Origin of the sequence: Streptomyces sp. NPDC088817, assembly GCF_044750345.1 — a bacterium.
In the GTDB taxonomy this organism is placed as follows: Bacteria; Actinomycetota; Actinomycetes; order Streptomycetales; family Streptomycetaceae; genus Streptomyces.
The window spans coordinates 24,035-44,817 of record NZ_JBIVJN010000025.1 but is presented as its reverse complement, the minus strand read 5'-3'; the positions used below and the strand labels follow the sequence as shown (position 1 = coordinate 44,817).

The 20,783-nt window shown below is 73.5% G+C and carries 18 protein-coding genes and 1 pseudogene; 11 read left to right on the top strand and 8 right to left on the bottom strand.

Features of this window, described 5'->3' with window-relative positions:
* Nucleotides 1-19: 19 nt before the first annotated feature.
* Nucleotides 20-583, bottom strand: a complete 564-nt coding sequence (locus ACIP4X_RS33460; protein ID WP_358736796.1) for an LLM class flavin-dependent oxidoreductase — start codon at nucleotides 581-583, stop codon at nucleotides 20-22.
* Nucleotides 584-619: 36 nt separating this feature from the next.
* On the opposite strand from ACIP4X_RS33460, the gene ACIP4X_RS33455 reads away from it, so the two are divergent.
* On the top strand, nucleotides 620-934 hold the full coding sequence (locus ACIP4X_RS33455) for a hypothetical protein (protein WP_391457485.1): 315 nt from the start codon (nucleotides 620-622) through the stop codon (nucleotides 932-934).
* Nucleotides 931-1,467: an isochorismatase family protein gene (locus ACIP4X_RS33450; protein WP_391457483.1), complete on the top strand. Its 537-nt coding sequence runs from the start codon at nucleotides 931-933 to the stop codon at nucleotides 1,465-1,467. Before ACIP4X_RS33455 ends, ACIP4X_RS33450 begins: the two co-directional genes overlap by 4 nt.
* 96 nt (nucleotides 1,468-1,563) lie before the next feature.
* Here the strand turns inward: ACIP4X_RS33450 and ACIP4X_RS33445 are convergent, their stop codons facing one another.
* The gene (locus tag ACIP4X_RS33445) at nucleotides 1,564-2,895 is read right to left on the bottom strand and encodes an MMPL family transporter (RefSeq protein ID WP_391457809.1); all 1,332 of its coding nucleotides are present in this window, start codon (nucleotides 2,893-2,895) and stop codon (nucleotides 1,564-1,566) included.
* Nucleotides 2,896-3,258: 363 nt separating this feature from the next.
* On the opposite strand from ACIP4X_RS33445, the pseudogene ACIP4X_RS33440 reads away from it, so the two are divergent.
* The 7 genes and pseudogenes from ACIP4X_RS33440 to ACIP4X_RS33410 all read left to right on the top strand — a co-directional run.
* Nucleotides 3,259-3,471 (top strand): annotated as a pseudogene (locus ACIP4X_RS33440) (response regulator transcription factor); the annotation flags it as partial.
* A gap of 639 nt (nucleotides 3,472-4,110) precedes the next feature.
* A complete protein-coding gene (locus tag ACIP4X_RS33435) occupies nucleotides 4,111-5,109 on the top strand; it encodes a UbiA family prenyltransferase (RefSeq protein ID WP_391457481.1) in 999 nt (332 codons plus the stop codon).
* Between the two features lie 116 nt (nucleotides 5,110-5,225).
* Nucleotides 5,226-6,821, top strand: coding sequence for a class I adenylate-forming enzyme family protein (locus tag ACIP4X_RS33430; RefSeq protein WP_358736804.1), 1,596 nt, complete (start codon nucleotides 5,226-5,228; stop codon nucleotides 6,819-6,821).
* A 123-nt stretch (nucleotides 6,822-6,944) separates the two neighbouring features.
* Nucleotides 6,945-8,276 (top strand): FAD-dependent oxidoreductase, encoded by a 1,332-nt coding sequence (locus ACIP4X_RS33425; RefSeq protein WP_391457479.1) that lies wholly within the window; start codon nucleotides 6,945-6,947, stop codon nucleotides 8,274-8,276.
* 92 nt (nucleotides 8,277-8,368) lie between these two features.
* Entirely contained in the window at nucleotides 8,369-9,046 is a 678-nt protein-coding gene (locus ACIP4X_RS33420) for a TetR/AcrR family transcriptional regulator (protein WP_358736807.1), read from the top strand.
* Nucleotides 8,997-9,791 (top strand): maleylpyruvate isomerase family mycothiol-dependent enzyme, encoded by a 795-nt coding sequence (locus ACIP4X_RS33415; RefSeq protein WP_391457477.1) that lies wholly within the window; start codon nucleotides 8,997-8,999, stop codon nucleotides 9,789-9,791. Before ACIP4X_RS33420 ends, ACIP4X_RS33415 begins: the two co-directional genes overlap by 50 nt.
* Nucleotides 9,792-9,943: 152 nt before the next feature.
* Nucleotides 9,944-10,777: a maleylpyruvate isomerase family mycothiol-dependent enzyme gene (locus ACIP4X_RS33410; protein WP_358736811.1), complete on the top strand. Its 834-nt coding sequence runs from the start codon at nucleotides 9,944-9,946 to the stop codon at nucleotides 10,775-10,777.
* 50 nt (nucleotides 10,778-10,827) lie between these two features.
* On the opposite strand, the gene ACIP4X_RS33405 is transcribed toward ACIP4X_RS33410, so the two are convergent.
* Both ACIP4X_RS33405 and ACIP4X_RS33400 read right to left on the bottom strand, forming a co-directional pair.
* On the bottom strand, nucleotides 10,828-12,627 hold the full coding sequence (locus ACIP4X_RS33405; RefSeq protein ID WP_391457475.1) for a beta-galactosidase: 1,800 nt from the start codon (nucleotides 12,625-12,627) through the stop codon (nucleotides 10,828-10,830).
* A gap of 141 nt (nucleotides 12,628-12,768) precedes the next feature.
* Entirely contained in the window at nucleotides 12,769-14,031 is a 1,263-nt protein-coding gene (locus ACIP4X_RS33400; RefSeq protein ID WP_391457473.1) for a DUF418 domain-containing protein, read from the bottom strand.
* Between the two features lie 196 nt (nucleotides 14,032-14,227).
* Here ACIP4X_RS33400 and ACIP4X_RS33395 point away from each other — a divergent pair, with 196 nt between their 5' ends.
* Together ACIP4X_RS33395 and ACIP4X_RS33390 are read left to right on the top strand one after the other, a co-directional pair.
* Nucleotides 14,228-14,896 (top strand): response regulator transcription factor, encoded by a 669-nt coding sequence (locus ACIP4X_RS33395; RefSeq protein ID WP_358736815.1) that lies wholly within the window; start codon nucleotides 14,228-14,230, stop codon nucleotides 14,894-14,896.
* Entirely contained in the window at nucleotides 14,893-16,008 is a 1,116-nt protein-coding gene (locus ACIP4X_RS33390; RefSeq protein ID WP_358736817.1) for a histidine kinase, read from the top strand. Before ACIP4X_RS33395 ends, ACIP4X_RS33390 begins: the two co-directional genes overlap by 4 nt.
* Nucleotides 16,009-16,197: 189 nt before the next feature.
* Here the strand turns inward: ACIP4X_RS33390 and ACIP4X_RS33385 are convergent, their stop codons facing one another.
* The 4 genes from ACIP4X_RS33385 to ACIP4X_RS33370 form a co-directional block, all read right to left on the bottom strand.
* Complete coding sequence (locus ACIP4X_RS33385; protein WP_391457470.1) at nucleotides 16,198-16,824, bottom strand: hypothetical protein; 627 nt, start codon at nucleotides 16,822-16,824, stop codon at nucleotides 16,198-16,200.
* A gap of 98 nt (nucleotides 16,825-16,922) precedes the next feature.
* Nucleotides 16,923-18,197, bottom strand: coding sequence for a GNAT family N-acetyltransferase (locus tag ACIP4X_RS33380; RefSeq protein ID WP_391457468.1), 1,275 nt, complete (start codon nucleotides 18,195-18,197; stop codon nucleotides 16,923-16,925).
* A gap of 115 nt (nucleotides 18,198-18,312) precedes the next feature.
* Entirely contained in the window at nucleotides 18,313-19,062 is a 750-nt protein-coding gene (locus ACIP4X_RS33375; RefSeq protein WP_358736823.1) for a class F sortase, read from the bottom strand.
* Between the two features lie 140 nt (nucleotides 19,063-19,202).
* Nucleotides 19,203-20,153 (bottom strand): hypothetical protein, encoded by a 951-nt coding sequence (locus tag ACIP4X_RS33370; RefSeq protein WP_401352005.1) that lies wholly within the window; start codon nucleotides 20,151-20,153, stop codon nucleotides 19,203-19,205.
* Between the last annotated feature and the right edge of the window lie 630 nt (nucleotides 20,154-20,783).

Below are 20,783 nucleotides of genomic sequence, written 5' to 3'. Positions count from 1 at the left end.
GACCGCGTGGCGGGCGTCGTCACCGGAAGGCCGGGACGACCTCCTTTACGAACAGTTCGAGGGACTTGCGCTTCTCCTCGTGCGGCAGGCCGTTGTCGCACCAGAAGCTGAACTCGTCCACGCCGAGTTCCTCGTAGCGGCGCAGCCGTTCGACGACCTCGCCCGGTGTGCCGATCATCGCGGTCCGGTGCAGCGACTCGGGTGCGAACTCGGGGCGTTCGGCGAACTTGGACTCGGGGCTGGGCTCCAGGAAGCCGTCCACGGGTGGCGTCCTGTTGCCGAACCAGGCGTCGAACGTGCGGTAGAACTTCGAGATCGCGGCGGCGGCCGGGCGCCATCCCTCGGGGTCGTCCTCGGCGTGCACGTGCGTGTGCCGCAGGACCATGAGGTCGGGCCGGGGTACCTCGGGATGGTTGGCCACGGCGTCGTCGAACTTCCGCTTCAGGTCGACGACTTCCTCGTCCCCCTTCATCAGCGGTGTCACCATGACGTTGCAGCCGGCGCCCACGGCGAATTCGTGCGAGGCCGGGTCGCGGGCCGCGATCCACATCGGCGGGGTGGGCCGCTGGACGGGCTTGGGCACGCTGGTGGAGGTCGGGAACTGCCAGATCTCGCCGTCGTGCGCGTAGTCGACTACGCGGTAGGCGGACGCAAGGACAAGACGCGGATCCCGGAACTCTTCGACCGCTCGCGCGTCCTGGAGTGGGGGTTCGCCGCCTGGGCGGCGGGCGTGCTGGCCTCGGTGCCGTTCTGGCAGTCCTCGCTGTACACCGGGCCGCTGGCACACGACTTCGGCGGTGGTGACTGGAGCATGCTCGTCGGCTTCGTGGCGGCCGCCGTGGTCTACTTCGCCACGTACCGGCTCCCGTCGCTCTGGCGGACCGGCCGCCGGACCTCGCAGGACCCGACCCCGGACATGGTGGAGGCCAAGTGACCACGCGTGCGCCCTGGCTGGTCGCGATCGACATGCAGGTGGCCTTCAGTGATCCCGCCTCGGGCTGGGCGGCGGACGGCTACGCCTCGATCGAGCCGCTGGTGTCGGACCTCGCCCGGCGGTTCGGGGACCATGTGGTGTGGACCAGGTTCGTACGCGACCCGGGCGAGGACCGGGCGTGGTCGGAGTACTACGACCGCTGGCCCGAGTTCCGGCTGCCCGAGACGGACCCGGCCTGGGCACTGACCACGCCCGTGCCCGTCGGCGCCCCGGTGGTGAGCCTGCCGACCTTCTCCAAGTGGGGCCCCGAACTGGAGGGCGTCGTAGGGGACGCCCCGCTCGTCCTGTGCGGTGTGGCCACCGAGTGCTGCGTCCTCGGCACGGCCTTCGCCGCGGCGGACGCCGGCCGCCGGGTGACCGTCGTGGCCGACGCCTGCGCGGGCGCGACGGCGGCCCTGCACGAGCAGGCGCTGGACCTGCTCGGGCAGTTGGCCCCGCTGGTCACGGTGACCACCTCCGACCGGCTTCCGTGACGGGCGCGGGGATCCCACGGGCCCGTACCGGACGGCCGGCTCCGGGTGCCCCTCGGCAACGGGCACCCGGTTCACCTCACCGTCCGGAGGGACGGTTCAGACCCCGGCCCCTGTTCCGACCCGGCTGTCCGCGGCCGCCGTCGCCTTCCGCGTCCGGCGGCCGGGCATCCACCAGTTGGTGTCGCCGCGCAGTTCCATCACCGCGGGAACGAGGATCAGCCGGATGACGGTGGCGTCGAGGAGGACGGCGACGGCCATGCCCAGGCCGCCCTGTTTGACGGCGACGTCGGGGCCGAGCAGGGAGGTCGTGAAGACGGCGACCATGATGGCGGCGGCGGCCGTGATGACCTTGGCGGTCCGTGCCATCCCGCGCGCTACGGCCGTACGGGTGTCGCCGGTGCGCTCGTACTCCTCGCGGACCCGCGAGATCAGGAAGACCTCGTAGTCCATCGACAGACCGAACAGCACCGGGAAGATCATCATCGGGACCCAGGTCGTGACCGGCATCGCGGTGGGGAAACCGAGGGCCGGACCCAGCCATCCCCACTGGACGACCGCGACGAGCACGCCGTAGGCGGCGCCGATCGCCAGCAGGTTCATCACGGCGGCCTGGAGCGCGATGGTGACCGACCGGACCAGCGCGATCAGCAGCACCAGGGACAGCGCGATGACGACCGCGATCATCAGGGGCAGGCGCGAGCCGATGTCCTCGGCCGTGTCGATCGTGACGGCGTTCGGGCCGCCGACGTGGACCGCCGCACCGCCGGGCGCCTGCGGCAGCACGTCGTCGCGCAGCCGGTGGACCAGGTCCGCGGTCGCCTTGTCCTGGTATCCGGTCCTGGGGAAAACCATGAGGAGCGCGGCCCGCCCGTCCTTGCTGACCTGGGGCGGCGCGGCGTAGGCGATGCCCTCGGTCCCGGCGACCGCTTCGGCGACGGGACGCAGGTCGCGGTGGCCGGGGCCGGCCTCGGCGGCGAGGATCAGGGGAGCGGCGTAGCCGGGCCCGAAGCCCTCGGAGAGGATCCGGTACGAGGTGTAGCTGCTCCTGTCATGGGGCTGGACACTGGCGTCGGGGTTGCTGAGCCGCATCGACAGCGTGGGGGCGGCCAGCACCAGCAGGACCGCGCCCGCCAGTACGGCGGCGGCCAGCGGCCTGCGCCGCACCACGCCGGCCCAGCGCTCGGCGAGCGTACGGCGCTCCCGCGCCGGGACACCCTCGGCCCCGCTGCGGCGGAACGTGCGACGGGGCAGGCGCAGCGCGTTGACGCGGTGCCCGGTGAAGCCGAGGAACGCGGGCAGCAGGGTCACCGCGGCGATCATCGTCAGCAGCACGATCACCGACGTGGCGACGGCCACGCCGGTCATCAGCCGCTGTCCCATGACGATCAGGCCGAGGAGCGCGATCACGACGGTCGTGCCCGCGAACAGGACACGCCACGGCGATCACGCCGGCGATCCAGGCCAGGAGCACCAGGCGGCGGCGCCGGTGGCAGAACCGGGCCAGTCCCGCCAGGGCTCCTTCCGTACGGGGGTTGCCGGTTGCCGTCATCTTCTCCTCCTGCGACTGGACGTCGCCCGATCATGTCCGCCGCACCCACCGCCGGACGTCCCCCAGGCGCGGGCACTTCGGGCTGCCGCCGACGGCGCACGCGGCCACGGCGGATACCGCGGACGCCGCCCCTCTACCACGGGCGCGGTAGTCGGGCGCTCGTCCCTGAGCGGGACCCGCCCGCGGAGCCGTCCGGCTAGGGTGCGCCCATGGACATAGGACGGTTCGGTGTAGTCGGCCCGGGACTCAAGGAGTTGACCAGCCGAGAGCGCGAGGCCGTCGCGCTGGTCGCGCAGGGACTGTCCAACGACCAGATCGCCGACCGCATGTTGATCAGCCCGATGACCGCGAGGCCCCATGTCAACCGGGCCATGGTCAAGCTCCATGTCCGCGACCGCGCCCAACTCGTCGTACTCGCCTACGAGTCCGGACTGGTAACCCCTCGGGGCCGCTGACCGCGTCCGTCCGGCTCGCGGGGCCCGGCCACCGCGGGAGCGTCGGCGGGAACGAACCGCACCTCCTTGCACACCTCCGCGCCTTTCCCACCCGCCGGGGCCCGGGGGCCGCGCGGGTCCGGCGGCTCGTCGGCCGTCACCACCCTGCGTCGCGCACCGGGCCGCCGCGGGCCACGGAGGCCGACAGGGCGCGCGCCTCCGACCGGGCGATCAGGGTCACTCCGCACAGTGAAACCTGTGCGCCCCCGGAACCGGCCGTCCCGGCGGGAAACCCTGGCCGCACGGCTGGGACGCCGCAGTGCCGCCAGGGAGGGGGTCGACACGGAGAGCGAGATGACAATTGCCCAGTGTGATCTGCTGTGGGTGTCGTCGGGCAGCGGGCCCGAGACGTCCGAGGAGATTTCATGCACGGATCCGCTGTCGCCAACCGGCGGTTCGGTCCTGACAGTGCCCTGACGGCCCATGGGGTCCCGGGCAGGGCAGGCGACTGCGGCGCTTCGGGGTTGCGGACGGGCAGCACGCTGACGTCGGTCCGGGCTGCCGCGGAGCGGAGCACGCTCGCCGGGGCCGGTTTCGTCCGGGCGACACCGCCGCTCCGCGCCGCGCGGACGCCCGACGCCACGACCACAGGGAGCGCCCATGACCAGTGACCTCAACACCGGAACCGCCGCGAAGCCGCCACCCCGGGAGGCCGGCGTCCGCCCCGGCCGGCGACCGGGGGCCCGGCTGTCCGCCTACCTGCGGCCGGCCAGGCTCGGCATGGTCGACTACTACCTCAGCGTGGCCGTCGTCCTGTCACTGCTCCCCACCGCCCGGCAAGGGCTCGACGGAGCGTCGCTGCTGACGTCGGCGGCGTTCCTGCTGGGCGAGGTGTGCCTGGTGGCGGCGGCCGTCGCGTTCGACGACGTCACCGGCCCCCGAGACGGGAGCGACGCCGCCAACTACGGCCCGGACGCACCGGCGCGGGCACTGGCCCGCAAGCCGCTGCTGACCGGGACGCTCACCGAGACGGCCGCGATCCGCTTCGCCGGGTGCGCCGTCGTCGCCGGGGCGCTGTGCTGGGCGGCGGCGCTGTTCTGGGCGCCGCACCGCCCGTTGTGGGCCGTGCTCGCGCTCGTGGCCGCCGCCGTCGTCGTACCGCAGTACTCCTGGGGCCTGCGGCTCAGCTACCGGGGCTTCCAGGAGGTGTTCCTCGCCGCGGTCGGCTGGGCCTTCGTGCTGCCGCTGTTCGGTCTGCTCACCGGGGAGGTCACCGGGCTCGCGGCCGTGGAGGCGTTCCTGTTCGGGCTGGGTCCGCTCCTGTTCGGCGTGTACTCCAACACCCACGACGCCGAAGGCGACCGCGCGGTGGGCCGGCCGACCGCCGCGTGTGTGCTGTCCCCGCGCGGCAACCGCCTGTTCGTCGGGGCGCTCTCGGTGGTCGAGACCACCGTGATCGTCACGACGCCGCTGCTGGGCCTCGCCCCGTGGTGGTTCCCGATCGCCTTCGTCCCGCTGAAGGCGGCCCGCGCCCGGCAGTTCACGGTCGGCATGGTGCGCGGAGACATGCTGCGCGGCCGGCTGCTCGGCATCCGGGTCCACCGGATCCTGGTCGTCACGCTGGTGGCGGTCAACCTCATGGTCGCCGGCTCCGCCTGAGCCGGAAGGGCGGCGCGGAGGCCGGGGCCGGCCTCCGCGCTCCGCCCGAACCGCCGCGCCACGCCTCACCTTCCTTCAACTCCCGTGCGTGTGACGGGACTCCTCGGAGGTACCCGATGAAACTCCCCGCCCCCGGAAGGTTCTTCGACGTCCTGGCCGACCGCGGCACCGGGACGGCGGTCCATCTGAGCCGGCCGCTGGACATCGCGGACGACGGCCGGACCACGTACGACATCCCGGACCTGGCCCAGTTGGTGAACCAGGCCGCGGGCTGGCTGGAGGGACTCGGCGTGGCGCCGGGCGACCGGGTCGCGGTGATCAAACCCAACCACTGGGACTACGTCCTGCTCGCCTGCGCCGCCGCCCGCATCGGCGCGGTGCCCGCGCTGATCTCCGACCGCCTTCCGGCGGAGACGCTCCAGGTGCTGCTCAAGCGCCTCGACGCCACCGCGCTGGTCACCACCGCGGTCACGCTGGCGGCCGCGCGCGGCGCGGAGACCGACCTCACCGCCTTCACCCGCCGCACCCTCACCCTGGACGCCCCGGCACCGGGTGCGATCCCGCTCGCGGACGTGCGCGGCCACCGGACACCGTCGCCCCGTCCCCGCCCGGACGACCTGACCCTGGCCATCATGCACACCTCGGGGACCACCGGTATCCCCAAGCTGGTCCGGCACTCCGCCACCACGCTGATCCACCGGATCGCCGCCGCCGAGGCACGGCGCCTGCCCCTGGTGTCCACCCGGCGTGACGACACCGTCGCCCAGGCGGCGTCGTACGCGCACGGACGGGGCCTCGCCTGGACGATCAGTGTGCTGTGGCTCGCCCCGCGCGCCGCGGTGATCCTGGACGGCTACGACCTCCGGCTCGCCGAACCCGTCCTCCGCGCCCATCCGCCGACCGTGCTGGAGGCCGCGCCCTCGGCCTTCGTACGCTGGCAACCGCTGGCGAGGGAGACGGACACCCCGTTCCACGACGTCCGGCTCTACATCAACACCTTCGACGCCGTGCACCCGCCCACGGTACGGACGTTCCTGACCGCGACCCGGCGCCGACTGCCGCTGTGGGTGCAGGTCTGGGGGCAGTCCGAGACCGGGCCGCTCACGTTCCGCTGCCTGACGCGCAGGTCCGTACGCGCGACAGGGGAACGTCATCCCACCACCCGTGACCTGGGGCGGAGCGTGCCCGGCAGGACCGGGCTGCGCGTGGTGGACCCGGCGACCCTCCAGCCGCTGGGGCGGGGCAGGGCAGGCCTGGTGCAGGCCCGCACCCGTACGCTGTGCGCCGGATACGTCAGCGAACCGGAGCGGATGCGCGCCAAGTTGTCCGGGCCCTGGTTCACCACCGGGGACCTCGGGCTCATCACCCGCTCCGGCCGGCTGCTGCTGCTCGACCGCGAGGTGGACACGATCCCCGACGGCAGCTGCGTCGAGATCGAGGACGTGCTCCACGACCGGCTGCCGGAGGTCGTGGAGGCGGTGGTGCTCGGGCGTGCGAGCGGAGAGCCGCAGCCGGTGCTGGTGACCCAGGACGGCACGCTGGACCTCGGCGTGTGGCGGCGGTCCGTGACCGACCTTCCGCCGCTCGGTGAGCCGACGGTGCTGCCGCTCGACCAGCTCCCGGTCACCGCTACGGGCAAGGTCAGACGGCAGGAACTGCGCGACCGGCTGCTCGACGGGGCGCAGCCGTACGGCACCGGCCAGTGGACCTGATCCGTGCCTGGGCCGCGCACCCGGGCCGCGTTCGCGCGCCGCGCCCGGGCCGTGGGACGGCTCCCTCGTGCCACCTCCCGCGTGCCGCCCCCGTATGACACCTCGACAAACAAGGGACCTCCGATGGCCGAGACCGACATCGACATCGCCGTGGTGGGAGCCGGGATCTCCGGTCTGGCCTGCGCCTTCCAACTGGCCCGAGCCGGCCGCTCCGTTCGGGTGTTCGAGGCGGAGGGCAGGGTGGGCGGGCGGATGGCCGGCCGCCGGCACGACGGCTACGTCCTCGACGAGGGAGCCGAACACATCGCGGTCCGCGGCTACGACAGCACCTGGCGGCTGCTGCGGGCGACCGGGCTGGACCGGGACGCCATCGTTCCGGTGGGAGGGCGGATCGCCGTGTGGCACGACGGCCGCGCCCACGCCAACCTGGGCCATCCGGCGGGGCTGCTGACCGGCGCCGGCATGTCGTGGCGCGGGCGGCCGGCCTGGCTCCGCTTCACCGGGGCGCTGCTGAGACGGCGGGGCGCCTTCGACCAGGACCACCCCGAGGCGACCCCGCTGGGTGACGCGACCGTGACCGCGTACGCGCGCCGCTACCATCACGACCTGCACGACCGGCTGTTGCAGCCGATGGCCGGCGGGTTCTTCGGCTGGCGGCCGGAGCGTTCGGCGATCGGGCCGATGGCCGCGCTGCTGCTCGCCGTCGGCGGCGCCGGTGCGCGCTGGGTGGCGTACCGCGACGGCATGGGCACGCTCGCCACGAAACTGGCCGAGCGGCTCGACGTCGTCACCGGCCGGGAGGTCCTCGCCGTCAAGCCGGAGGCGCACGCCGTGCGCCTGGACCTGACCGGGGGCGGAAGCGTGACCGCCCGGCGTGTCGTGCTCGCGGTGCCCGCGCCGGTGGCGCTCCGCCTCCACGCCGACCTTCCGGACGACGAGCGCCCCTATCTCGCGGCGAGCACCTACAGCCCGATGCTGAAGGTGCTGTGCCTGCTCGACCGTCCGCTGCCCAGCCCCACCCGGCAGCCGTCGTACGCACTTGAGGTCCCTGCCCTGGACGACCGGGTGTTCGCCGGCGCGATCCTCGACCACGTCAAGGCCCCCGGCCGCGTGCCGCCCGGCCGCGGTCTGATCAGCCTCTTCGCCTCCCCGTACGCCTCCCCGGGCCTGCTGGAGCGGACCGACGAGGAGATCGTGTCCGCGGTCGCCGGGCGCGCCGAGCGGTATCTTCCGGGCCTGGCCGGGGCGACGCGTGAGACGCACGTGGTGCGCTGGCCGGTGGGCCTGCCGGAGGCGACCCCGGCCGCGCTGCGGCTGCGGCGGGCGTTCCTGGACCGCCCGGTACGCCGCGTCGACTACGCCGGGGACTGGGTGATGCTCCGCCCAAACAGCGAGGCCGCCGTCCGCTCGGCCGAGATCGTCACGCACCGGATCCTGTCCGCCGACGCGCGCTGAGGTCTCCGCTTCCCGCGCGTCCTGGACGATCGGGACATGACGGAACTGACGGGGTATTGACTCCCCTACACCCCTTAGGGTTTCTTAAGGGCATGAGGGAGGACCGGAGGCTGCGTCGGCGCAACGACACCGTGCGGGAGATCCTCGACACCGCGCTCGAGGTGATGGCGGAGGAAGGCGTCGCCGCGCTGAGCATGTCCGAGGTGGCCCGGCGGATGGGGATGCGGCCTCCCTCCCTCTACCAGTACTTCCCGTCCAGGACTGCCGTGTACGACGCCCTGTTCGAGCGAGGGATGCGGGAGACGGTCGCTGTCCTGGAGCCGTACCGGGACATGCTGTCGCACGATCCGCGCGGCGCCCTCCTGGCGGGCCAGCAGGCCACCGTGGCCTGGGCGATGGCCCATCCGGTGCTGGCCCAACTGCTGTACTGGCGGCCCGTACCCGGTTTCGAACCGACCCCGCGGGCCTTCGAACCCGCGGTGCGGCAACTGGAGCTCCTGCGGGACGCCCTCCGGGCCGCGGTGCGCGCCGGGCAGCTGTCGCCCGCCGCCGCCGACGAGGAGGGGGTGGCCCTCTGCACGGCGCTGGTGGCGGGCGTGATCAGCCAGCAGCTCGCCAACGAGCCGTCCGCACGGGTCGAGGAGGGCCGCTTCACCCGCCTCACCCGGACGGCGGTGGACATGTTCTTCCACTTCTACGCCCCCAAGGAGGGCGAGAGCGATGACCCAGACCTACAGGGAGGCCGCACGCCTGCCGCAGACCGACCGTGACGAGTCGGCCGCGGTCGCCGAGGCGGAAGGCCGGGCCGCCATGGCCGTACTGGAGAAGCTCGGCGACGAGGACTGGCACCGTCCCACCGACTGCGTGGAGTGGGACGTACGCACCCTGGTCTCCCACCTCGTCGCCCAGTGCGAGGACAACATCTCCCTGGCCACCATGGTGCGCAGGGAGCTCACGGGCAGGCGGCGCCATCCCGGCATGGGCCCGGTCGACGCCCACATGGCGGCGCAGGTCGCCGACCACACGACCGCGTCCGGACCGGAGTTGACCGCGCGGTTCGCGCTGCTGTGGCCCCGCGCCGTACAAGCGCGCCGGCGCCGCCCGGGTCTGATGCGGCGCGCCAGGATCGACAGCGGCATGCCCGGAGCACCCCGGATGCCGATCGGCCATCTGCTCGACACCATCTACAACCGCGACCTGTGGATGCACCGCATCGACCTGACGCGGGCCACGGGACAGCCCCTCGTGGTGGGCGAGCACGACCGGCTCATCGTCGAGCAGGTGATCCGTGATCTGGCCCTGGCCTGGTCCGGGGCACCCGTCGCGCTGGAGCTGACCGGGCCCGCCGGGGGCGCGTGGCTGCTCGGCTCGGGCGAGCCGGCGTCGGTGGTCCGCGCGGACGCCGTCGCCTGTCTGCGCGCCCTGGCCGGGCGCGACCCGGACGTGCCGCTGGAACTGGTCCGGGGAACGGACACGGCGCTCGCGGCCGTCCGGCGGGCGCGGGTCGTCTTCTGATCCGCCGTCGGGCGCCCGGGGAGCGGGTCCGGCCGGGATCGTGGGGCAGCCGTCGCGGTACCGACCCGCCGCGTTGCCCGACCCGGTACGCTCGGCCCCCGCTGCCGACGGAATTCGACCGCGCGTGCACGGAACAGAAAGGGGTTCAAGGCGTGTATCCCACAGTGCGGCCAGGCAACGGGCGGCCGTTGCCCGAAGGGCTCGCGGAAGCGATACGTGAGACCGCCGGTGACATCGCCGCGCTGCTGCGGGGCGCGGCCGACCCGGCACTTCCCGTTCCGCGGTCGGAATGGACAGTGGGCGAGGCGGCCGCCCATCTGGCGCTGGCCAACGAGCTGATGGCCGACCTCGCGCGCGGCCGGGAACGCCCCTACGGGGACGGCACACCGCAGAGTCTGGCCGCGGCCAACGCGCGGGCCCTCGCCGCGTTCGAGGAGCGTCGGCCCGAGCCGCTCGCGGCGCTGATCGTGGAACAGGCCGAGGCGTTCCTGGACGCCGTGGACCGGGCCGCGGACGAGAGCGCCGCGGACGACCCGGCGCTCGTCACGCCACTGGGCCGCATGAACAGGGCCACGCTCGCGTCCTACCTCCTGACGCACATGCTGGGCCACGGCTACGACCTGGCCCGGGCGCTGGGCCGCCCGCACATGGTTGACCGTGCCCGTGCCGGGCTGTGCATGCCGTTCATGCTCCTGGTCATGCCGAGGGTCACCGCGCCGTCCGCCGCGGGCATGACGGCGCGTTACGCCATCCGTCTGCGCGGCGGCGCCGCGTTCGGCGCCGCGCTCGACGACGGTGCCCTGCACGTGACCCCGGGGCCCGCGATCCGGCCCGACTGCACGATCCTGATCGAACCGGTCGCCTTCCTCCTCATCGCGCTGGGCCGCCTCAACCTGTGGCGGGCCATGGCCCGGGGGCACGTCATCGCCTGGGGCCGCAGACCCTGGCTCGCGCCGCGCTTCCCGAACTTGTTCACGGCACCCTGATTTCCCCCGGCTCCTCCGCCACGCGGACCCCGGCCGTCCTGTCGGCGCCGCTACGAGGAGAAGGTCTCGATGTACTCCTCGGGCTCCCCCAGCTCCGGCGCGTCGCGCAGTTCGATGTGCTCCCCCAGGCGTTCCAGTTCCAGCACGGTCACGGTGTTCTCGCCCGGTACCAGGAGCGGTGCCGGGAGGTAGAGCGTCGTCTGGGGGCCGATCTCCCAATACCGGCCGAGCAGGAAGCCGTTGATCCAGACGAACCCCTTGGCGAACCCGGGAAGGGCCAGGAAGGTGTCCGCCCGTTCGTCCACCGTGAACCGCGCGGTGGCGAACCCGGCCGTGCCCCGCGGGTCGCCGGCGGCCGCCGCGCGGGCGACCTCCTCGGCCGACCACTCGTCCAGCGGCAGCGGGTGCGTCGTCCAGCCGTGCACCATCCGGCGTCCCACCCGGACATGGCCGAGGATGCCCTTGCCCTGTCCGAGCAGCGGGCCGTAGTTGATCCGTCCCTGGTTCTCGACGAGGAGTTCCAGCCGCACCGGTCGGCCTGTGCCGTGGAGGGTGAGCGAGTCGGTCTCCCGGTCCAGGATCCCGGCCGGGACGCCGTCGACGAAGACCTGGGCGCGGTCGTGCAGTCCGCTGACGGTCAGGTCGAGGGCGCCTTCGGGGAGTTTCGGCCGCGCGCGGTGGAGCACCAGGCCGGAGGCCTGTCCCAGCTCCTCGAAGGTCGGCGGGTGGGGTGAGTCCACCGGCCGGGACACGGCTTCGAGACCGCCCAGCAGTCCGGCGCCCCGGACGACCGGGACGGTGCGGGGTGCCAGCAGCACCGGGTCGGCGGGCGGTGGCTGCTCCGGGCGGCCGGTCAGGGCGTTGAGCTGGTCGCGCAGGGCGTGGAACTTCGGCGTGAGCCCGCCGTGTTCGGCGATCGGCGCGTCCGAGTCGTAGCTGGTCACGGTCGGCTGGAGGGACTCGCCGTCGTGGTTGGAGCCCGCCCAGAGTCCGAAGTTGGTGCCGCCGTGCGCCATGTAGAGGCTGACCGAGCCGCCGGCGTCGAGGATGTCGCCCAGCGTCCCCGCCGCGCTGCGTGGTGACCGGACGTGGTGCCGCTCCCCCCAGTGGTCGAACCAGCCGTTCCAGAACTCCGCGCAGACGAACGGCTCGTCGCGGCGGCGCTTGCGCAGCAGGGCGGCGGCCTCGGCCGCCTGGGAGCCGAACGTCGCGGCCGCGAGCTGGTCGGGCAGGGTGCCGCCGTCGAGCATCAGCTCGGTCGGGCCGTCGGCCGTGAAGAGCAGTTCGGTGATGCCACGCTCCACCAGGGCGTCGCGGAGCCGGCGCAGATACACGTGGTCGTCGCCGTAGCTGCCGTACTCGTTCTCGACCTGCACCGCGACGACGGGCCCTCCCCGCGCGGCCTGAAGGGCGGCGAGACGCGGGATCAACCGGTCGAACCAGTCCGTCACGGCATCCAGGAAGGGGCCGTGGGAGGAACGCGGCCGCATCCCCGGCAGGCCCGTCAGCCAGGCGGGCAGCCCGCCGTTGTCCCATTCGGCGCAGATGTACGGGCCGGGCCGCACGATCGCGTCAAGCCCGGCCTGCTGCGCGAGGCGCAGGAACCGTTCGACGTCGCGCCACCCGTCGAAGCCCGCTCGGCCCGGGTGCCGCTCGTGGAAGTTCCACGGCACATAGGTGTCGACCGTGTTCAGACCCAGGGCGGCGAGTCGTGCCAGCCGGTCCGCCCACTGGTCGGGGTGGACCCGGAAGTAGTGCAGCGACCCGGCGAGCACACGGTGCGGGCGGCCGTACCGCAGGAGTTCACCGTCCGGGTGGGACAGGGCGGGCGCCGCGTGCTCCTCTGTCATGAGGCGGTGGCGCGCGTCGTCGGCTTCTTCACGGACGCTCCTTCGAGGTGGAGTGCGGAGAACGGTATCCCGGTTCCGAGGATGGTAACGACGCGGCGGGGACGAGGCGTCACGGTTGCGGCACTCCGGCGGTGCCCGGCGCTACGGGACGTGCCGCGCCGGGCCGGTGGCCAGGTGGAGCAGGGACTCCAGGGGGCCGCGCCGGAACAGCCGGGTCCATACGGTGGCCAGCAGCACGGCTGCGGCGATGAAGGCGAGGAGCACGGGAAGGCCGGACATGCCGTCGTCGTCGATCGCGGCCACGTGACAGACGTCGGAGAGGAACCACAGGGCGACGATGTGCAGGACGTACACGGTCAGCGCGATCATGCCGACCGCGGCGACGGGTCCGGCCGCGCGCGTGAGCCGTGGCAGCCGGTCGGCGACGGTCAGGCACACGGCCATCACCACCAGGGCCACGCCCGTGTTGCCGAGGATGGAGAACGTCGTCTCGCTGTGCGGTGCGGCCACCAGCAGCCAGGCGGGCGGGACGTGGTCCCCGGTGTCGCCGACCCGGTCGGACCACCACGCCGAGTTCGCCGAGCTGCCGTCCGTGGCGGCCGAGACGGTCGTCAGGGCGCGCGGGACCAGGCGCAGGGCCAGCCAGGAGCCGCCGTAGCCGAGCAGGGCGAGGGCGCCGCCGGCGGCGGCGAGCCGGGACCGGACGCCGGGCCTGCCGAGGTCGAGCCTGGCCACGGCCATGCCGGCGACCAGGAACGGGATCCAGGCGAGGACCGGATACCCGCCGGTGAACAGCAGTCCGACGACGCCGTCCGTGCCGGTGATCCGGGCCAGCGGGTCGCGGGCGACGACCGCGTCCGCCCACTGCCCGTCCTCGATCGACTTCCGCACCACGAAGAGGATCTGGGGCAGGACCAGCGCTGTCGCCGCGGCGATGAGCGCGAGGACCCCGGCCCGCAGCCGGTACAGCGGCAGGACGGCCAGGAAGAGCAGTCCGTAGAAGCTGAGGATCACGTCGACGCCGGTGCCGAGCGCGGTCAGGGCGTAGCCGAGCGCCACGAGCACGAGGGCGCGGATCACGACCCTGGCCATGGCCTGGCGGCCGGCCCGTCCGGTCCGGGGGCACGGCCGGCCGGTCAGGATGATCAGCGAGAAGCCGGCCAGCACCGCGAAGAGCGCGGAGGAGCGGCCCCGTGCCGTCTCCAGCAGGAACCCCACGGGTCCGCCCACGGTCACGTCGGGTCCGACGTGCGCCGAGTACATGCCGAAGACCGCGAGTCCCCGGGCGAGGTCGATGCCGATCAGCCGTCCGGTCGACGGCGGCCCGGCGCGGGTGGCGGCGGGCTCGGCGCCCGGCCCGGACGGTGTCTGTGACGGCACGGCAGCCGATGTGTTCTGGGTCATGTCCTCAGACTGTGCCAAATACCCGCCACAACCCATATGCCACCTTTCCGGAGGCGCCCCCGCCGGTCGGCCGGAGCCGCCCCGGCCGACCGGCCGTCACCGTCCCGCCGGCGGACGGGAGTACGCACGCTCCGCAAGCAGGCGGGCGCTCTCCGTGATACAGATCGGGCGAAGGGCTGCGACGAGCGGAGCGCACGTGATCCGGGTGGTGGTGGTCGACGACGAGGCCCTGGTCCGCGGGGGCTTCACGCACATCCTCAACGCGGCGGACGGCATCGAGGTCGTGGCGGCCGTGCACGGCGGGGAGGCGGTACGGGCGGTACGCGAGTCGCACCCCGATGTCGTGCTGCTGGACATCCGGATGCCGGACGTGGACGGGCTCACCGTACTGGCCGATCTACGGCGTCTGCCGGACCCTCCGGTGGTCGCCATGCTCACCACGTTCGACACCGACGAGTACGTGGCGACCGCGCTGCGCTCGGGCGCCGCGGGTTTCCTGCTCAAGGACACCGATCCCGAGCAACTGCCGTCCCTGGTGCGTGCCCTGGCCGAGGGCGGCACGGTGCTGTCCGCCACGGTCACCCGGACGGTGGTGGACGGCTACCTCAACAACGGCGTGCGCGAGCCGTCCGCCGTCCGGCTCACGGCCCGGCTGACCGAACGGGAGCGCGCCGTCCTCGTCCTCATGGCCCAAGGGCTCGCCAACACCGACATTGGCGCCCGGCTGCACCTGAGCACCGGCACCGTGAAGGGCCATGTCAGCGCCGTGCTCGGCAAGCTCGGGGTCGGCAGCCGCGTCGAGGCGGCGCTGGTCGCCGAACGCGCGGGCCTGCTCACGCCGCCGCGTGACGGCCGTACCGGATGAGCCCCCGACGGCCGCGGCCCGCTCTGCTGGACGCCGCCCTGGTCCTGGCCTCGCTGGCCGACGCCGCGGTCCACATCCGCGTCGAGCCGCGGGCGGCCACGATCTGCGCGCTGCTCGCCGCCCTGGCCCTGACCCTGCGCCGTCGCCTGCCCCTCACGACGTTCGTGCTCACGCTCCCGGCCACCCTGGTCAGCGAGGCGGTCATCGCCCCGATGGCAGCGCTGTACACGCTCTCCTCGCTCAGCCGCCACCGCCCGCTCCTGGCCGGCTGCGCCTTGGTCCACGCGACCACGGACTTCCTGCCCTGGCCGTGGTCGGCCCTGAAGGCCGCCGAACTCACCCGCACCGGCAGCCTGTTCCACCTCAGCTACACGCTGGCCACCGCCGCCGCCCCCGTCTTCCTGGGCCAGTTGGTGCAGGCCCGGCGCGATCTGTCGCTGCGGCTCGCCGAGATCTCCGAGGCCCGCGAGTACGAACGGCTGCTGACCGCCCAGAGCGTCCTGGCGAAGGAACGCGCTCAGCTCGCCAGGGAGATGCACGACGTCGTGGCCCACCAGGTCAGCCTGATCGCCGTGCAGGCCGGGGCGCTCCAGGTGGCCGGTCCCGACACCGCGACGCGGAAGGCCGCGGAGACCATCCGGCGGCTGAGTGTGGAGACGCTCGACGAGCTGCGGCACATGGTCAGCGTGCTGCGCGCCTCGGGCAGCCGCCCCACCGAACTCACCCCGCAGCCGTCCCTGGCCGACCTGCGGCGGCTGGTGGACGGCAGCGGCATCGAGGCGGAACTGAAGACGGACCTGCCCGAGGACCTCCCTCCCCCGGTCCAGCGCGCCGTGTACCGCACCGTGCAGGAGGCGCTGACCAACATTCGCAAACACGCGCCCGGCGCCAGGGCGACCGTCCGCGTCCAGCACGGCGGCGGCACCCTGCGCGCCACGGTCACCAACACCGCCCCCACCCGGCCGGCGCTCCCGCTGCCCAGCGCCCGGCACGGTCTGGCCGGCCTGCGTCAGCGCGCCGGACTCCTGGGCGGGACGGTGACCTCCGGCCCCACGGCCGACGGGGGCTACGAACTCCTCCTGGAGCTGCCGACCGGCGCCGACCCGTCATGAACAACGGCTGCGACGCACGGGCCACGGGTGGCCGCGCGTGTCCCGTGCTCCGGGGCTCACGGGCCGCCGCCGCGTCGGCCGTACGAACCGCCGCCCGCCGAGGGCGGCGCAGGATGATCGCGCAGGGACGGCGGCCACACGCCTGACGGAGGGCGGGGCGGGTGCGTTCGCAGGAGGTCGCGACCGCCGTCACGACCTCCAGCGCACATAGGACTTGAACACCGGGCCGGGCAGCCGGGCGGCGAGCCGGTCCTGGTTGCGGCGGGACAGGCCGGCGAACGCGCAGCCGACCGCCGGGGCGGCCAGCAGCGTGATGAGGACGGCGACCAGCGTCGCGTCGAGCGCGCTCTCCCTCTGGTAGCCGCCGAGGACCAGGCTGCGGACCCGGATCCGCCCTCCTGCCCTGCCCTCCGCCCAGTGCAGGGCCGCGGCCGTGTCGATGAGGCTGCCGTCCTCGGCGACGAACAGCCCGGAGCAGGTCGTGCCCTTGCCTCCCTTGCCGCCTCCCTCCGGATGGCACTCCCGGGCCGTGAACACGCCCGGGGTGCCCGCCCATCCCACGGCGGAGGCGGCCACCGTACCCAGCAGCACGATGCCGGCCAGGAACACGGCGGACCCGCACCACCACAGGAGCCGCCGGAGCGGGGCCGCCGCGGGCGTGCCGGCCCGATCGGCCGGTTTCCGCAGGGCCTGCTGCCGTTGCTCGCCGGTGTGCGCCCAGGTGCCGGGCGCTGGGGAGGCGCTCGCTGCACCGGCCGCGGCACCGCGGCGCCGCGCACGCCGACGCAGCGCCCCCCACTTGTGCGACCTCGCCACACCTGCCTCCCGCCCGACCGTGCCGTCCGTGCCGGCGCGCCGGCCTCGTCGTCCACGTCGGCCTCGTCGTCCACGTCGGCCCGGCAACGTCGCCCGTCTCAGAGGCGACTGAACTTTTCGATGTCCTCGGTGAACTCCTCGATCGCCTGTGCGGTGAGCGTGGGCCGGGTGTCGGCGATGGCGTCGAGGTAGTCCTCGGTGGTGGCCGGACGGCCCTGCCGCAGCGCGACCTCCCGCTCGAAGGCGGCCTGTGCGCCCTTGCGGGCGGCGAACACGATGTCCGCAGGAGTGAACAGCTCGCTGGCGGCTACCAGTTGGGCCACGTCCACCGAGCCGGCGGCCCGGAGGTAGCGGTCCCAGATCGCCGAGCGGGCCGTCGCGTCGGGCGGTCCGATCGGGATGACGTAGTCGAACCGGCCCGGTCGCAGGAACGCCGGGTCGAGGGAGCGCACGGAGTTCGTGGCGCAGACCAGCAGCCGGGAGTCGTGCTCGCGGAAACCCGGGATGAGCTTCAGCAGTTCGTTGGTGACGCCGTGGCCCGGGTCCACCGCCATGCCGGACCGCAGACCGGCGATCTCCTCGACCTCGTCGATGAAGAGCAGCACCGAGTCCAGTTCCGCCAGGTCCGCGAACACTCCGCGCAGCGCCGCGGCCAGGCCCTCGCTCGTGTCGGCGGCGAGCCGGGACGGGAAGATCTCCACGAACGGCCAGGCGAGCCGCGAGGCCACCGCCTTGGCGAAGCTGGTCTTGCCGGTGCCGGGCGGGCCGAAGAGGATGACACCCTTCGGCGGGGCGACGCCGTAGCGGTCGGCGAGCGCCGGTTCCGCCAGCGGGAGCACCACCCGTCGTTCCACGACCTGCTTCTCCCGTTCCATGCCGGCCATGGCGTCCCAGAGTCCCCCGGGAAGCATGCGACCGCCCAGCTCCATGAGGGCGCCGGCGTCGGAGGGTCCCTGCGGTTCGAGTTTCTCGTAGAGGACGAGGTCGTCCCGGAACCGGTAGCCGCAGTGCTCCAGGGCCGCGGTCCCGGCGGCACCGGGGGGCAGCAGAGCGCTGATACGGCGTACGCCCACGGCCCTGAGGCGCCGTTCCAGTTCGGTGAGGAGGGCGCTGCCGATGCCGCGCTGACGCCACCGGGCGGCGAGCGCCACCAGGAGGACCCAGCCGCGCTGCCCGCTCGCCCGGGCCGCGGCCATGCCGACCAGTTCGTCACCCACGACGGCGACCACGGCGTTCTGTCCGGCCCTGGCCTCGGCCATCACCTCCGAGACCGGGAAGACCGGAACCTCGTCGGCCTGCCGGCTCTCCTCCCAGATGAGGATCGCCTGGTCGAGATCGTCGTCGTGATAGTCGCGCAGGTGCCATGCGGGCATCGCAACCACCTCACCGCTCCCGGCAGTCCATTGTCCCCGCCCGCACGCCGGGCGGCGAGCCGGGCGGGACGGGGTGGGTGCGCGCCGCGCACTGGTACGCACCCTTCCCGGTTCCTCAGCCGGTGGAGCTCGTGTCGAGGTGGGCGAAGACGACCACGTTCTCCTCGTAGTCCTTGCTGATGCGGTTGAAGTTTCCGCCGCACGTGATCAGCCGCAGCTGGGGAGTCGTCGTGTCCGAGTAGACCTTGTCGTCGGGGAAGTCCGCCTTGCTGAAGGAGTCGAGGGAGTCGACCTTGAAGTGGGCGACGGTCCCGTCCGCGCGGGTGATGTCCACCGCGGCGCCGGGCTCGAGCGAGTCCAGCTCGGCGAAGACCGCGGGACCGGTCATGGTGTCCAGGTGGCCCACGACGACCGACGCTCCGCGCTCACCGGGCGAGGGTCCGCCCTGGAACCATCCGACCATGTTGGTGTCGTCGGCCGGCGGTGGGTTCAGCTGTCCCGAGGCGTTGACGGTGAGGTTGGTGAAGGGGGCGTCCACCCCGATGTCCGGGATCGAGAGCCGCGTCGGCTGCGAGCGGGGCAGTGACTTGCCGTCGGCTTCCGCGCCGGCGTTGGAGCCGGCACTGGAGGGGGAGCTGCTGCCGGCGTCGGCGCTCGGTGCGGCCGACGCGGACGTCCGGGGGGCGACGGCCGCCGGACGGTGGGTGTGCTTGGGGTGCGCCACGGGCGCGGCGACCAGGGAGTTGTGGATGAGCGCGATGCCCAGTCCGACCGCTGCCGCGGGCCACAGCAGGCGGAGCCGGTAACGACGCGTGGCGGGCTTGGTCCCGCTCTGCTCCGTCTGGGGCGGCTGCTGAGAAGCCATGACGGTGCCTTTCGTCATTCAAGGGGTGGTACTGGCCGCGGGCGACGGTTGGGGTCGGCCGCCGCTGCCGCGGCCTGCGCTGCCCTCCTGGGGAGGTGACGCAGACCGCGGCAGCCCAGCGACAGGCAAGAGCAGCCCGATCAGGCCGCGGAAGGGTCCGACGCCTGACGGCGGCGGAGCATGTACGCACCGGCGCCCAGGCCGCCGAGCAGCAGCGCGGCCCCGAGGCCGAGGGTGGCGTTGGAGGACTCGGCCAGGCCGCCGCCTCCGGCATGCACGCCACCGTGCGGCCGGTGCTCACGACCCTCACGGCCCTCGTGCCCCTCACGGCCTTCGTGACCCTCGCGACCCTCACGGTGGTCACGGCCCTCGCCGCGACCCTCGCCCCTGCCGCCCTTCTCACGACCGCCGTGGTCGCCCTCTTCACGGCCACCGCCGTTGTCGGCGTTCATCATGGCCAGGGCACCGCCACCGGCGTGCACACCACCGTGCGGCCGCTCACGACCCTCATGGCCCTCGCGACCCTCGCGACCCTCGCGACCCTCACGACCCTCACGGTGCTCACGGCCCTCGCCCCTGCCGCCCTTCTCACGGCCACCGCGACCCTCGTCACGGTCACCGCGGTCGCCCTCTTCACGGCCACCGCGGTCGTTGTCGGCGTTCATCATGGCCAGGGCACCGCCACCGGCGTGCACGCCACCGTGCGGCCGGTGCTCACGGTGCTCGCGGTGCTCGCGGTGCTCACGGCCCTCACCGCGGCCCTCACCGCGGCCCTCACCGCGGCCCTCACCGCGGCCTTCACCGCGGCCCTCGCCGCCCTTGCCGCGGCCCTCGCCGCCCTTGTCACGGCCTTCGCCGCCCTTGTCACGGCCACCGCCACCGTTGTCGCGGCCACCGCCACCGTTGTCGCGGCCACCGCGGCCTTCGTCGTTGCCGCCGTTGTCCCCGCCGGGGGCGCCGCCGTCGGCCTTGACGGCCTGATGCTGCGCGGAGGGGAGCGCCGACACGGTCAGCGCGCCCGCGGCAGGGGCGGAGATCGTCACGGCCGCGGCCAGAGCCGCGGAGGTGAACAGAGTACGGGTGATACGCATGGGTGGTTCCTTCCGTCACGACTGCGAGAGCCGGCCCAACGCCCACTCAATCGGGAATCGCAGCGGCGACGTGATCACCTTCAGCGGAATCCTGACGCCCCACCACCTGAGCGTCGCAAACGGACTACTGACACCCCCTCCATACGTCCGCGCCGGGGACCGGACGCGGCCTCGGACACGGCTCCCCGCGTCGCGGTCAGGAGGGGTCGAATCCCCTTGTCCTAGCCGGTTTCCGGGTGTCCTGAGCGGTCGGCGAACCGCCCGCGCGGCGGGCGAACTCGGGCGGGGATCAGCGGTCCGCGCCCGCCATCCGTATGGCCCGCAGCCGAACGGTGATCACCCGCTGTCAGCGCCGAATCGCCATCCGCCTTTGGTAAATCTGCGCACTGAATATGCAAAGAGGACACAAAGTGTGATGGAACCACACAAAGACTCGGCGCCGGTGCACCGCCCCGCGCGAGTCGCGCATTCGGGGCGACGGCGGCGACGGCGAGGCGGCACCCGGATGCCGCGCGCCGAGGCGTCCCCGAAGTCGCGGGGGCGCCCGCGCAGATGAGTGCCCGACACGTTCAACTTCCGCTGCCGACAATGCGGTTGCGGGGAGCTCTCGGCCGGCTTCGCGCCTCGATG